Here is a 14,911-nt window from a genome sequence, read left to right on the forward strand (position 1 = left end):
GTGGAGACGCGACGCCTCCGGCGCCCGCGACCGGATTAACCTTGTCGGCCGATGGCCGGGTGCTGAGTGGTTTTGGCGAAGCTGGCAGTGTCGTTCAGGTACGCGATGCAGCCGGCAACCTTTTGGGTTCCGGTACCGTTGGCGCCGATGGCAGTTTCCAGGTCGACCTGGGTACGCCACAGAACAATGGCCAGCCGCTCGACGTCACGCTCACCGACCCTGCGGGCAACGTTTCGACGCCGGGTACGGTCACTGCGCCGGATACCACCGCGCCCACTGCGCCTGGCAACCTCGCTGTGAGCGCAGATGGCACGCAACTCGGCGGCACCGGTGAAGTCGGCTCGACCATCCAGGTGCGCGCCGCCGATGGCACGCTGCTCGGCAGCGCCTTGGTTGCGGCGGATGGCACCTTCAGCGTCGTCCTCAGCCCCGCGCAAACCGGCGGTCAGCCGCTGACAGTGAATGCCACCGATGCCGCAGGCAACACCTCGACCGGCGCAACGGTCAGCGCGCCGGAGATCGTCGAACCGACGACGCCAGGCAATCTTGGTTTGAGCAGCGACGGCAGCCAACTGACCGGCACCGCCCGGGCCGGCACCACGATCGAAGTCCGTGCCGCCAACGGCGAATTGCTCGGGCGCGCGGCGGTGGCCGCTGACGGTACTTTCCTGCTGACGCTGGTTCGTGCGCAGGCCAACGGTGAAACCTTCAGTGTCGTGGCAGTCAACAGCGCCGGTGCGCAATCGCCGGCCATCACCTTCAATGCGCCGGACATCACCGGCCCCGCCGCTGCTACGGATCTGACGGTGAGCAGCGATGGCCTCTCGGTCACCGGCCGTGGCGAACCCGGCAGCACAGTCAGCGTCACCAATGCCCAAGGCACACTGCTCGGCACGGCTTTAGTCGCAGCCGATGGCTCGTTCACCGTGCAACTGAGCGCCGCGCAAATCGATGGTGAGGCGCTGAGCGTGCTGGTCACCGACGCCGCCGGCAACCCTTCGCCAGCAGCGACCGTTATCGCCATTGATCTCGACGGACTGACCCAGCCGAGCGACGTTGCCCTGAGCGTGGATGGCCTGCAGATGAAAGGTCGCGGCCAGGTCGGTTCGACCGTGACAGTGCGCGACGCCAACGGCAATCTGCTCGGCTCGGCAGTGGTCGCTGCGGATGGCACGTTCACGGTGCAATTGAGCAGCCCGCAGAACAATGGTGAAACGTTGCAGATCAGTGCCAGCGACGCCGCTGGCAACACCTCCGCCCCATTGACCTATGTAACGCCTGACACCCAAGGCCCGGCGGCGGTGTCCAACCTGACACTCGATGGCCAGGGACAGACGCTGACCGGCAAAGGCGAAATCGGCGCCTCGGTCATCGTGCGCGATCCGGCCGGCAATATCATCGGCACCGGCACGGTGGGTGCCGACGGCAATTTTACCGTTCCACTTTCCACACCACAGACCGATGCGCAACAGCTGCAAGTGATCCAGACCGACGCGGACGGCAATCCTTCGGCGCCGGTCAACGTGATCGCACCCGATCTGACCACGCCGGTTGCCGTGACCGATGTAAGCATTTCCGCCAATGGCGCCGTGGTCTCCGGCGCGGGTCAGATCGGCGCCACCGTTACTGTCACTGACACCAATGGGACCGTGCTGGGAACAGCTGTCGTCGGCAGCAACGGCCGGTTCGAAGTCACGTTGTCCTCGCCACAAACCAATGGCCAGAACCTCAGCGTCGTGCAGACCGATGGCTCGCCGTCGGGCTCGCCGGCAGTTCCAGTTGAAGCGCCGGATATTCAGGCCCCAACGGCTCCTTCGGATCTGACGCTGAATGCAGGTGGCACTGAACTGAGTGGCACCGGCGAGCCCGGTGCCACGGTGTCGGTCAAGGATTCGGCCGGCAATGTGTTGGGCACCGCGATCGTCGACGGCAGCGGCGCCTTCACAGTGCCGCTGAACAGCCCGCAGATCGAAGGCCAGCAACTGCAAGTCAGCCAATCGGATGGCGTGAACGTTTCCCCCGGCACACCACTGACGGCGACGGACACCACCGCGCCGCTGGCGCCGGACAATGTCGTGCTCGCCAGTAACGGCGTGACCTTGACCGGCACCGGGCAAGCGGGCAGCACCGTAACCGTCAGCGCGCCCGACGGCACGGTGCTTGGCACTACGGTGGTCGCCAGCGACGGCAATTTCAGCGTCAATCTGAGCCCGGCTCAGCTCGACGGTCAGGTGCTGAACGTGATCCAGACCGATGCGAGCGCCCTGCCCTCGCCGGCCACGCCGGTCACCGCACCGGACATCACCGCCCCACCTGCACCGAGCGGTCTGCTCATCGATCCGGCGGGTGCCACGGTCACCGGCACCACGCAGCCCAATAACACGGTGCAGGTGCTGGATACCGACGGCAACGTCATCGGCACCGCGACCGCTGACGGCACGGGCGCCTTCACGGTCGACCTCGATACTGCGCAGACCAATGGCGAAGCCTTGCAAGTCGTGGTGTCGGATGGCGCCAACAGTTCGCTTCCCGGCAGCGTCACCGCGCCGGACAGCACCCCGCCGGCAGCGGTCAGCGATCTCGCGCTCAACCCCGCCGGTACGCAAGTGTCGGGACTTGCCGAACCGGGCACGACGGTCACCGTCAGCATTGCCGGCGGTGGCGCTGTGCTGGGCACCGCGACGGCCGATGCGGATGGCCGCTTCGTCGTGACCCTCAGTCCACCGGCCGAGCCTGGCGGCAATCTGGAAGTCATCAGCACGGATGGCGGCGGTAATGATTCGCCCGTCGTGCCGCTGGCAGGACTGGACGGTAGCCAAGTCGCGACCCCGACCGATCTGGCCTTGAGTGCCGATGGTTTCACCCTGACCGGCGCCGGTACGCCCGGTTGCACCGTGACGGTGACCAGCAGCAGCGGCACGGTGCTCGGCTCCGGGCTGATCAACAGCTTCGGCCGCTTCACCCTGTTGCTCAGTAGCAAACAGATCAACGCGCAAGTTCTCCAGGTGACGGCCACCAGTCCCGACGGTGACGTGTCGATTCCGGGCACGGTGACGGCGGTCGATGGCACGGCGCCGGACGCTGTGACCAATCTGGCGCTGAACACCAACGGCACGACACTCACTGGACGCGGAGAGGCCGGGGCGACGGTCACTGTCACCGACGCCACAGGTACCGTGCTCGGTACTGCACTGGTCGCCAGCAATGGCACGTTCAGCCTGACGCTGACGCCGGCACAACTTAATGGCCAGGCGCTTACCGCGATCCAGAGCGACGCCGCCGGCAACCTGTCGCAACCTGCCGGCATCATTGCCACCGATCTGCAACCGCCCGCCGCAGCGACTGGCGTTACGATCAATGACGTCGGCACCGTGGTCAAAGGCCAGGGCGAAGCCGGCAGCACCGTGACCGTGCGCGATGCCGCCGGTAACGTGTTGGCCACCGGCGTGGTCGATCAGAGCGGCAACTTCCAGGTCACTTTGCCCAATGCGCAGAACACCGGCGAAACCCTGCAGGTCACTCTGACCGACGCCAACGGCAACACTTCGACGTCCGCTGGCGTGATCAGCGTCGACGGCACCCCGCCGGCCGCTGTGCAGAATCCACTGATCAGCGCCGATGGCAGCACCCTCAGCGGCACAGGTGAGGCTGGCGCAACAGTCAATGTCACCACCGCCAACGGCACCCTGCTGGGCAGCGCCGTGGTTGGCGCGGACGGCTCGTTCAGCGTGACCCTGGCGCCAGCACCGACCAATGGTGAGGCGCTGGCGATCAGCCAGACCGACCCTGCCGGCAACGTCTCGCCATCGACCAGCGTCACCGCACCCGACATCAGCCCACCGGCGGCGCTGACCCAAGTCGCGGTGAATGCTGACGGCGTCACCGTCACTGGTCATGGCGAACCGGGCGCCACGGTGTCTGTGCGCAGCGCCGACGGCACCTTGCTCGGCACCGCGCAGGTCGGCAGTGGCGGCGCGTTCACTGTCACCCTCAACGCAGCACAACTGAATGCCGAAGTGCTGACCGTCACTCAGGAAGATCCGCCGGGCAATGTCTCGACGGCGGTTGAAGTGGTTGCGGTGGATCTGACTGCGCCGGCGATCCCGAGCGGCTTGACCTTGAATGCAGCAGGCGTGCAACTGGCCGGTAACGCCGAGGCCGGCAGTACGGTGACCGTACGCGACAGCCAGGGCAATCTTCTCGGCACCACCACGGCGGCCGCAAACGGCACTTTCCAGATTACCCTCAACAGCCCGCAAACCAACGGCCAGTCGCTGAACGTGACGGCCACCGATGCGGCAGGCAATCCGTCATCCCCGGCAATCGTCAATGCCGTCGATAGCACGGCACCGTTGGTAGCGAGCGATCTGGCGGTGAGCGCCAATGGTGCCACCCTGACCGGCATCGGCGAGGTCGGCGCCAGCGTGGAAGTTCGCGATGCCGGCGGTGTTTTGCTGGGTACTGCGACCGTTGCCAGCAATGGCAATTTCAGCGTCACGTTGTCCCCGGCAGCGGTGGCTGGATCGAATCTTTCCGTGGTGCAGATCGATGCTGCCGGCAACACCGGACCGGCGGCGCCGGTGACTGCGCCGGGCAATCTGGCGGAAACTGCACCGACCAATCTGGTCCTCAGCGCCGACGGTCTGACCCTGACCGGCTCGGCCACCGCCGGCAGTACCGTGAGCATTCGCAATGCCTCGGGCGTGTTGCTCGGCAGCGCGCTGGTGGCGGCCAATGGCACTTTCAGCGTCACCCTCAACGCCGCGCAACTCAACGGCGAACAACTGTCTGCCGTGGCGACGTCGAGCACCGGTATCAATTCATCCCCGACCGACTACACCGCTGCCGATATCGCCGCGCCAACACCGCTGAGTGAACTAAGCCTGGCACCGAACGGCACGGCCCTGACCGGGCGCGGTGAAGCCGGCGCCACGGTGACCGTGCTCGGCACCGGCGGAGTGGTTCTCGGCAGCGCGGTGGTGGCGGCCAACGGCACGTTCAGCGTCACCCTCAGCCCGGCGCAGACTTCGGGGCAGACCCTGAGCCTGAGCCAGGCCGACGCCGCCGGCAACGAATCCAACAGCGTCAACCTGATCGCCCCGGATCTGATCGCGCCCAATGCGCCGGCGGCGCTGGTGGCAAGTGCTGACGGCACCTTGCTGTCGGGTACCGGTGAGGCCGGCACCACGGTCAACGTGTACAACGCCGCCGGAGCGCTGGTCGGGACAGGCACCGTGAGCATCGACGGCACGTTTGCGATCACCCTGACCACGCCGCAAGCCAATGGCCAGGCGCTGACCGTGTCTCTGACGGATGCGGCGGGCAACACCTCGGCAGCCACGCCGTTCACTTCGGTCGACAGCACACCGCCAGCGGCCGTTTCGCAACTGAGCATCGGCGGCGACGGCGCAAGCCTGACCGGGCGCGGCGAACCCGGCGCGCAAGTCCGGGTCATCGACAGCGACGGCAACGTGCTTGGCACCGCCGTGGTCAGCGCGACCGGTACCTTCACCCTGCCACTGAACCCGGCGTTGACCAATGCCGAAGTGATCACCCTGGTCCAGGCCGACGCAGCGGGCAACGACTCGCCGGCAGTGAACCTGACGACACCGGACTTCACCCCGCCTGATCCACTGGACAACGTCGATATCAACTCGTCCGGCGCGTTGGTCATCGGTACTGGCGAACCCGGCGCGACCGTGACCGTGCGCGATGCCAACGGCACTTTGCTCGGCACCAGCGTGGTACTCGGCGACGGCACCTTCAGCGTCACCCTCAATCCGCCGCAGATCAACGAACAGATCCTCAGCGTGCAGCAGGCTGATCCACCCGGCAACGTCAGCGCCCCGGTGACGGTCACCGCACCGGATCTGACCCCGCCAGCGACGCCGGCCGATCTGCAACTGAATGCCGATGGCGGCCTGCTCACCGGTACCGGCGAAGTCGGCGCCACTGTCCGTGTGACGTCGGCCGATGGCACCGAACTGGGCACCGGCACCGTGGGTAGCGATGGTCGTTTCCAGATCACCGTGACCCCGGTGCAGACCAATGGCCAAGCGCTGTTCGTGGTGTTGGCGGATGCGGCAGGAAATGCCTCGCCTGCCGGCACCCTGACGGCGCCTGACAGCACGCCTCCTGCAGCACTGACCGATGTCGAGATCGACGCCAGCGGCAGCCTGATCACCGGCTCCGGTGCGGCTGGCTCGCAGGTGGTCGTCACCAATGCGCTGGGCACCATCGTCGGCACTGGCACGGTGCAGGCCGACGGCAGTTTCAGCGTGACGCTCGACCAGCCGCTGCTCAATGGTGAAGCCTTATCGGTGATCCAGCGCGATGCGGCGGGCAACCCTTCGCCGATCGTGCCCGTTACTGCGCCGGACATCACCCTGCCCGCTGCGCCAACAGGCCTCGCTCTTACGTCCGACGGCGTGACACTGACCGGTACCGGTGAAGCCGGCGCCACGGTGCGCGTGCTCAGCGCGACTGGCACTGTGTTGGGCTCGGCAACCGTGGCCGCCAATGGCTCGTTCAGCGTGACCCTCAATCCGCCGCAGGTGAATGGCGAGCTGTTGAGCGTCAATCAGACTGATCCGGCTTCAAACATTTCACCCACAGCACCTCTGCAAGCGGGCGACAGCACTGATCCACTGGAAGTGGCCGACCTCAACGTCAGCCAGGACGGCTTGACCGTCACCGGTACCGGCGAGCCCGGCGCAACCGTCACCGTGCTTGACGGCGCGGTGGTGCTCGGCACAGCGACGGTGGCGGCAGATGGCAGTTTCAGCGTCACGTTGTCGGCTGCGCAACTCGATGGTCGCGCACTGTCGGTCGTGCAGGCCGACGCACAAAACAACCAGTCCGACCCCGTACTGGTCGACGCGCCGGACAGCACTGCACCTATCGCACCAACGGTGACATCGCTGACCGGCGCGGGCACCTTGCTCGCCGGGACCGCTGAAGCCGGCAGCACCGTGACTGTGCTGTCCGCCACCGGCACCGTGCTCGGCACAGCGGTGGCATTGGGCGACGGCACCTACACCGTCACGCTGAATCCGGCCCAGGCCAACGGTCAGTTGTTGTCGGTGATCGCGACGGACGAGGCGCAAAACGCATCGCCAGCGCTGCTCTACCCGGCGGCTGATACTACCGCTCCAGATGCCGTCACCGGTCTGACCATCAGCGGCGATCTGAGCCAGCTCGCCGGTCGTGGCGAAGCCGGCGCGAGTGTCGAGGTGACCGATGCGCTGGGCAACATTGTCGGCAGCGGCACAGTGGCCGCCAACGGCACATTCCTGATCGATCTGGCCCCAGGCATCACCACCGGCCAAGTGCTGACAGTGAATCAAACAGACGTCGCAACTAACGTGTCCGCAGACGCCGACCTGACTGTTCCGGCAGTGCCAGCCCCGGCTGCGCCGGACAATCTTGTGCTGACAGCCGACGGCGTGACGCTGACCGGCACGGCGGCGATCGGCACCATCATCAATGTCTACGCGCCGGACAACAGCCTGATCGGCACCGGCGTCACCGGCGGGGATGGCACGTTCAGCGTGGTGCTGACGCCTGCGCAAACCAACGGCCAAAGCCTGGAAGTCACCGCCAACACTGCGTTGGGTGGCGCCTCGCTGCCGACTGAAATCACCGCAGGCGACGCCTCGGCGCCGGCGCCACTCAGCGATCTGGCGGTCAACGCCAACGGCACTTTGGTTACCGGTCGCGGCGAAGTCGGCGCGTCGGTGACCATCACCGGCGCTGGCGGCGTGGTGTTGGGCAATGCGACGGTTGGCGCCAATGGCACTTTCAGCGCACAGCTCAATACGCCGCAGGTCAACGGTCAGGTGCTCAATGCGACACAGACCGATGCGTCCAATAACACCTCATCCGGGCTTAACGTAACGGCGCCCGATATCACTCCCCCGGCCGCTCCGACGGCGCTGGTACTCAGCGGCGCCGGACTGGTGCTCGGCGGGCTCGGTGAAGCCGGCGCCACCGTTACTGTGCGCGGTGTCGGTGGCGCGGTGCTGGGCACGGCGACGGTGGCGGGCAATGGCTCGTTCTCGGTGACCTTGTCATCGGCGCAACTCAACGGCCAGCAACTGAGCGTCACGCAGAGCGATGCGGCGGGCAACGTTTCGCCGGTTACCAACCTCAGCGTCGCCGATACCACCGCGCCAGCGCCGCTGAGCAATGTCAGCCTGAACGGCACCGGGCTGGCGGTCAGCGGCACGGGTGAAGCCGGCGCGACCGTCAGCGTGACCAACGCAGCCGGTACCGTCCTCGGCACCGCCGTGGTCAATGCTGGGGGCACCTTCACCGTGCAACTGTCCAGCGCGCAACTGAACGGCCAACAGCTCAACGTCCAACAGGCCGACCCGACGGGCAATCTGTCGCAGGTCTTCAATCTGACGGCCCCTGACGTGCAGGCGCCGATTGCAGCCAGCGGTCTGACGCTCGCTGCCAACGGTCTGACTTTGAGCGGTACGGGCGAAGCCGGTGCGACGGTCAACGTCTACGGCCCGGGCGGCGCGCTGATTGGCACCGCCACCGTAGGCAGTGGCGGCACGTTCAGCTTCAACCTGAACACCGCGCAACTCGACGGGCAGCTGTTGACCGTGCGTCTGGTCGACCCGGCCGGCAATCTGTCGCCCAACGCCAGCCTGACAGCGCCGGACATTACCGCGCCCGGCGCGCCGACCGGCGTCAGCGTCAATGGCAGCGGCACCGTGCTCACTGGCGTCGGTGTGCCCGGTTCGACCATCAGCGTACGCGGCGTCGGCGGTGTGGTGCTCGGCACCGCGACCGTTGCCGCCAACGGCAGCTTTTCGGTAGTACTGGCATCGGCGCAGATCAACAGCCAGGTGCTCAGCGTCACCCAGGCCGATCCGAGCGGCAACGTATCGGCTGCGGCGAACGCGACGGCGCCAGACCTGACGCCTCCAGCGGCGGCCACCGCGCTGCTGGTCGGCGCCGACGGCCTGACCGTCACCGGTACCGGCGAAGCCGGCGCAACCGTGACCATCAAGTCGGCCAGCGGCACCGTCCTGGGCACCGCTACGGTCAACAACCTCGGCGTGTTTACCGTCACCCTGAGCAGTGCGCAGATCAACGGTGAAAACCTCACCGTCAACCTCAGCGACGCACGCGGCAACGTTTCGGTGGCCGCCAACGTCATTGCGCCGGACGTCGACGTCAACGCGCCAGTGATCGCCAGCGATAACCTCGCCGTCGGCACCGTCACCCTGGCTCCGGTCACCGCGTCGCAGACCTTCAACGACTCGTTCACTACGCTGCTGGCCGGGTTCTCGAAAACCTTCACTTTCACCGTCGCCGGCGGCACGCGTCTTGATCCGACCCTGACGCTAACCACCAGCAGCCTGATTTCGCTGATCGATGGCGTGGTCTACACCCTGCAAGTCAAGGATGCCAGCGGCAACTGGGTGACTCTGGATGTCAACGGCAGCGGCGGCCTGCTCGACCTGATCGCGCTCGCCGGCCAAGGCGTGCGGGTCGACATCGGTAACCTGCTGTCAGGCGATTATCGACTGACGGTTTCAAGCACCGGCATCGGCGTGCTGACCACGGTCAATACCCAGCTGCAACTGGATGTCAGCAGCCTGACCCAGTTCAACGGCATTGCCGGGCCAGCGGTGACCGGCAACGTCATCACCAACGTTGGCGTCGATGGCACGGCCGATCAGACCGGCCCGGACAACGGCGCGCAGTTGCAGATCTTCAAGAACGGCGTCTGGGTCAGCGCTGGGGCCGGCACCACGGTGCAAGGGTTGTACGGCACGCTGACCATCGACGCCAACGGCAACTACAGCTACAAACCGAACGGCAGTGTCGGCAGCGTCGGCAAAGTCGACGTGTTCAACTATCAACTGGTGCACCCGAACGGTTTGAGCGACACCGCCAATCTGTATGTGCGCATCGACAGCCCGCAAGCCAGCGAAGTGTGGAATGACGCCAATCTCGGCAGCCCGGCACTGGTGGTTGATGCCACAGCGGACATCGCCTCAACCGACGTCACCCTGATCAACCGCGAAGTCACCACCAACTCTGCCCTTGGCACGTTCAATGTGCTGCTGGGCGGCGGCAGCGGTAACTACAACACCGTGGTCGCGGCCGATACCGTCAGTGACCTGACCGTGGTGGTCAATTCGAGCAACCTGTTGGCGCTGCTCGGTTCGATGACGGTGGGCCTGTACAAGCTCAACACCGCCACCAACCAGTACGTGCTGGTCAAGAGTTACGGCGGCAACGCGCTGGTCAATCTCGGCGGCGGCAACTACGGGATCAAGTTCGACGACCAGACCGCCGGCAGTTATCAGGTGCGGGTGGCAGTGGGCGGCCTCGGCCTGCTGACCAGCGTCAACACCAGCCTGATCAACGTCGCGACCTACAACAATCAGTTCGTGGTCGGCAGCTACACGCCGGTATCGGGCAATCTGCTCACCGACACCGCTGGCGGCGGCGCCGATGTGTTGGGCTCGGTCTACACCTTGCTCAGCGTGCTGGTCGCCGGCAATTACGTTGCGCCGGGTTACAACGGCGTCTCGCTGGTCGGTAACTACGGCACCCTGGTGGTCCAAGCCAACGGCAACTACACCTACACGCTCAAGGCCGGGCTGACCGATGCGGTGATCGGCCAGGAAGACACCTTCACCTACCAACTCACCCACCCCAACGGCACCGTGGATACCGCGACGCTGACCATCGACCTGAACAAGGCCGGCGCATTTGCCAGCACCGCTTTCTCGGCCCTGGCCAGTGATGACCTCGGTCTGGCCCATGCCACTGGCAGCGACTTGATCCAGGGCACCGAGGGCAACGACACCCTCGACGGCTCGCACGGTGGCGCCGTGACCCTGCAAGGTGGCGGTGGCGACGACACGCTGATCATCGCCGATCAGCAATTCACCTCGGTGGACGGCGGCAGCGGCACCGACACCCTGCTCTGGGCCGGTGGCGACGTGTCGATCAACCTCGGGGATCTGCAGAGCAAAATCCACAACGTCGAAATCCTTGACCTCAACCATTCCAGTGCCGTTGCGCTGACACTGAATCTCAGCGATCTGCTGGCGATCACGTCCTCGGACAACAACACCCTGCTGATCAAGGGTGACGACAGGGACAGCGTGCACATGACCGATGGCTGGGTCGCCGATGGCACGCAACAGGCCGACGGCATCGACTATGTTCAATACACGGCGCAGGAGGATCCGAGCCACCACTTGTGGGTACAGAACGGCATTCAAGTGGTTTGAAACAAGACATCGAACGTTGGTCTCTCAACAGTAAGGGAAGTCTGTGGAGTCAGTTTTTCGCCAGAAATGGCCGGTGGTCCTGTTGACCATCGGCCTCTACCCCGCTTTCACCGTCGGCGTTCGCGCCGACGACAATCTCGACAGCAGCTTGCGCAGCATCAGCCCGTCGCAACTGCAACAACCGGCAGGCAATGAAAGCCGTCAGCGCCCTGCCCCTGCTCTGAAAGCGTCCGCCGATGCGGACGCGTTGGGGCTGGAACAAGCGGTCAGGCTCGCCGTGGACTGGCACCCACGCATCGGCGAAGCCATCGGCACCCTGTTCCAGCAAGGCGAAGGGGTCAACGTCGCCGAATCCGGCTATTACCCGCAGGTCACCGGCGGCATCAAGGGTGGCTACACCAGCGGTTACGGCAGCGATGCCGGCAGCCAGTCGGTGAACATTTCCCTGAAACAGATGCTGTATGACTTCGGCAAGGTTTCCAGTTCGGTCGACGCCGCCCGCGCCCGGGTGGCGCGCAGTCAGGCCGGGATTCTGCTGGCGATCGACGACATCGCCCGCGACACCGCCAGGGCCTACATCGAGGTGCAGCGTTATCAGCGTCTGCTCGAGGTTGCGCGCGAGCAGATTCAGGGCATCGGCGGCATCGTTGATCTGGCCAAACAGCGCAGCGACATGGGCGCCAGCACCCGTTCCGATATGGTCCAGGCGCAGTCCCGGTCCGAAGGCGCGACGGCGACGTTGCAGGAATTCAAGGCGCAATACGCACGCTGGCAAGCGACCCTGACCAGTCTGCTCGGACGGCGCACGCCGCCGGCGGTCAGCGACGCCGCCGCGCCTACGCTAACCCAGGCCTGCGACGCCTCGCAGATCTCCGACACCCTGCCCGCCGTCCTCCAGGCCGCCGCGCAACGCACCCAGGCCCAGGCCGAGCTGGCCCAGGCCAAAGCCGAGGCCTACCCGACCCTGTCGCTGCAACCGTCGGTCAACCAATACCTGGACGACCACTACGACGATCAGAACTCGCGCGCCGATCGCACTCAGGTCGGGATATTCCTCAACCTCGAAGTGCCGATCTATCAGGGCGGCGCGATCAGTGCGCGCAGCCGCGCCGCCGGGCATGCGCTGACCGCAGCGGATTCGGCCGAAGACTTCGCCCGTCTGCAAGCGCGCCAGGGTCTGGCCGAAGCCCAGGCGCAAACCTCGGGCCTGAACCGGCGGCTGCGCTCGCTGGAATTTCGCCAGACCAGCATCACCGAGGCACGCATGTTGTATGGCCGTCAGTACCTGGAACTGGGCACGCGGCCGCTGCTGGACTTGCTCAACGCCGAGCAGGAAATCCATCAGTCGCGCTTCGATCTGGTCAACACCCAGGCTGATCTGCAACGCCTGCAGATCGACTGCTTCTACAACAGCGGTGCGATTCGCCGGGTCTTCGGCATTGACCACAGCGCCATCCAGAATGTCGAGATCCTGCCATGACCGATGCCAGCATCACTGTTCCCGAACCCGCTGCTGCCGAAGCTCGCGAAGATTATTCACCGTGGCTGGAAGCGGTGCTCAAGGTCGCCCGTCACTATCGCCTCGACGTCTCGCCGGAAAGCGTGCGTCTGGCCTCGGTGCACAGCGAAGGCCGCGTCGAAGAAGTGGTTCGGCACATGGCGCGTCAGGCCGGTTTGAGCGTGAAATTCGCGGCATTCGACAACAAGAGCCTGAGCCGCTGGCGCACGCCGCTGGTGGTGCAACTGCGCGACGGTCAGGTCGGCGTGCTTGAAAGCATCGGCGAAACCGGCGAGCTGGGCATTTGCTTCAGTGGCGACCAAGGTTTGCAGAGCCGCATGGAGGCTGGCGCGCTCGCCGAGCAGGCGCTGCGCACGGTGATTCTGCGTCCGACGCAACCGGTGGCCGACGTGCGCACCAACGATTACATCAAGCCCTACGACGAGCACTGGTTCCGGCGCATAGTCCTCACCGATCTGCGGCCTTACAGCCAAGTGATGATCGCCTCGCTGGTGGCGAACCTGCTGGGCATGGCCGGGGTACTGTTTTCCATGCAGGTGTACGACCGGGTGATTCCGGCCGAGTCGCTGCCGACCCTGTACGTGTTGTTCGGCGGGGTGATGCTGGCGCTGCTGTTCGATTTCGTCATGCGCATTCTGCGTCTGCGCATCACCGATGTGCTGGGCAAGCGCGCCGACTTGCGCGTCTCCGATCTGGTCTTTGGCCACGCCTTGCGCCTGCGCAATTCCGCGCGGCCGAAGTCCACCGGTTCGTTCATTTCGCAGTTGCGCGAGCTGGAGCAGATCCGCGATCTGATCACCTCCAGCACTGCCACGGCACTGGCGGACATGCCGTTTTTCCTGCTGTTCCTGCTGGTGTTCTATTTGATCGGCGGGCCGCTGGTGTTGATTCCACTGGTGGCGCTGGTGTTCATGTTGCTGCCCGGGATCATCGCGCAACCGCGTCTGGCGCGACTGGCCAATGCGTCGATGCGTGAAGCGGCGCTGCGCAACGCCATGCTGGTAGAAAGTATTCAGGGCCTCGACGACATCAAGGCATTGCAGGCCGAGCAGCGTTTCCAGCAACAGTGGAACCAGTACAACGCCGCCTCCGCAGACAGCAGCCTGCGCCTGCGCACCTTGACCAACAGCCTGGTGGCGTGGACGCAGAACGTGCAAGGCGGAGTGTTCGCAGTCGTCATCGTGTTCGGCGCGCCGATGGTGATTGCCGGCGACCTGACCACCGGCAGTCTGGTCGCGGCGTCGATTCTGTCGTCGCGGATGATGGGGCCGATGGCGCAACTGACCCACGTGCTCACCCGATGGCAGCAGGCCAAGGTCGCGCTCGAAGGCTTGAACCGGATCATGCAGATGCCGGTGGATCATCCCGAAGGCAGTCAGCGCGTGCACCTGCCGGCGATTCGCGGCGACTACCGCATGCGTCAGGCCAGTTTTCGCTACAGCGAGGAATCGACCCCGGCGCTCAACAACATCGACCTGAGCATCCGCCCCGGCGAGCGCATCGCCCTGCTCGGCCGAAACGGCGCCGGCAAGTCGACGTTGCTGCAAGCGCTGGGCGGCGCGATGGATCTGAGCAGCGGTGAAACCAACCTGGACGGCATCGCCCTGGCACATCTGGATCCGGCCGACCTGCGCCGCGATGTCGGCCTGCTGTCGCAACAGGCGCGACTGTTTCACGGCACCTTGCGCGACAACATCACCCTCGGCGCCGGTCAGGCCAGCGATCAGGAAATCATCGCCGCGCTGACTGTCACTGGCGCGCTGGATTTCGTTCGTCAGCTGCCCAAAGGCATGGATCATTTAGTGCTTGAAGGTGGCTTGGGCCTTTCGGGCGGTCAGCGTCAAAGCCTGTTGCTTTCACGCTTGTTGATCCGTCAGCCACAAGTGCTGTTGCTCGACGAACCGACGGCCGCGCTCGATGACGTCACCGAGCGTCTGCTGCTGGAAAAACTCGCGACCTGGACCCAGGGCCGAACGCTGGTGGTCGCCACGCATCGGGTCAGCGTGTTGCAACTGGTCGAGCGGATCATCGTCCTCGACAACGGGCGTATCGTCATTGACGACCACCGCGACGCGGCATTGGCGCGGCTGCGCGCACCGGGCAAAGGAGTGGCGGTATGAAGCCG

3 protein-coding genes are annotated in these 14,911 nt (G+C 65.4%); all 3 read left to right on the top strand.

Annotated features, from left to right (window positions below; translation table 11 throughout):
* A partial coding sequence (locus J5M66_RS03595) for a BapA/Bap/LapF family large adhesin (protein ID WP_207817481.1) occupies positions 1-11,267 on the top strand: 11,267 nt, incomplete at its 5' end.
* A gap of 43 nt (positions 11,268-11,310) precedes the next feature.
* Complete coding sequence (locus J5M66_RS03600; protein WP_207807211.1) at positions 11,311-12,747, top strand: TolC family outer membrane protein; 1,437 nt, start codon at positions 11,311-11,313, stop codon at positions 12,745-12,747.
* The gene (locus J5M66_RS03605; protein ID WP_207807212.1) at positions 12,744-14,906 is read left to right on the top strand and encodes a type I secretion system permease/ATPase; all 2,163 of its coding nucleotides are present in this window, start codon (positions 12,744-12,746) and stop codon (positions 14,904-14,906) included. Before J5M66_RS03600 ends, J5M66_RS03605 begins: the two co-directional genes overlap by 4 nt.
* Positions 14,907-14,911: the final 5 nt, after the last annotated feature.

The organism is Pseudomonas sp. 67(2021) (genome assembly GCF_017491835.1).
Taxonomy (GTDB): Bacteria; Pseudomonadota; Gammaproteobacteria; order Pseudomonadales; family Pseudomonadaceae; genus Aquipseudomonas; species Aquipseudomonas atacamensis.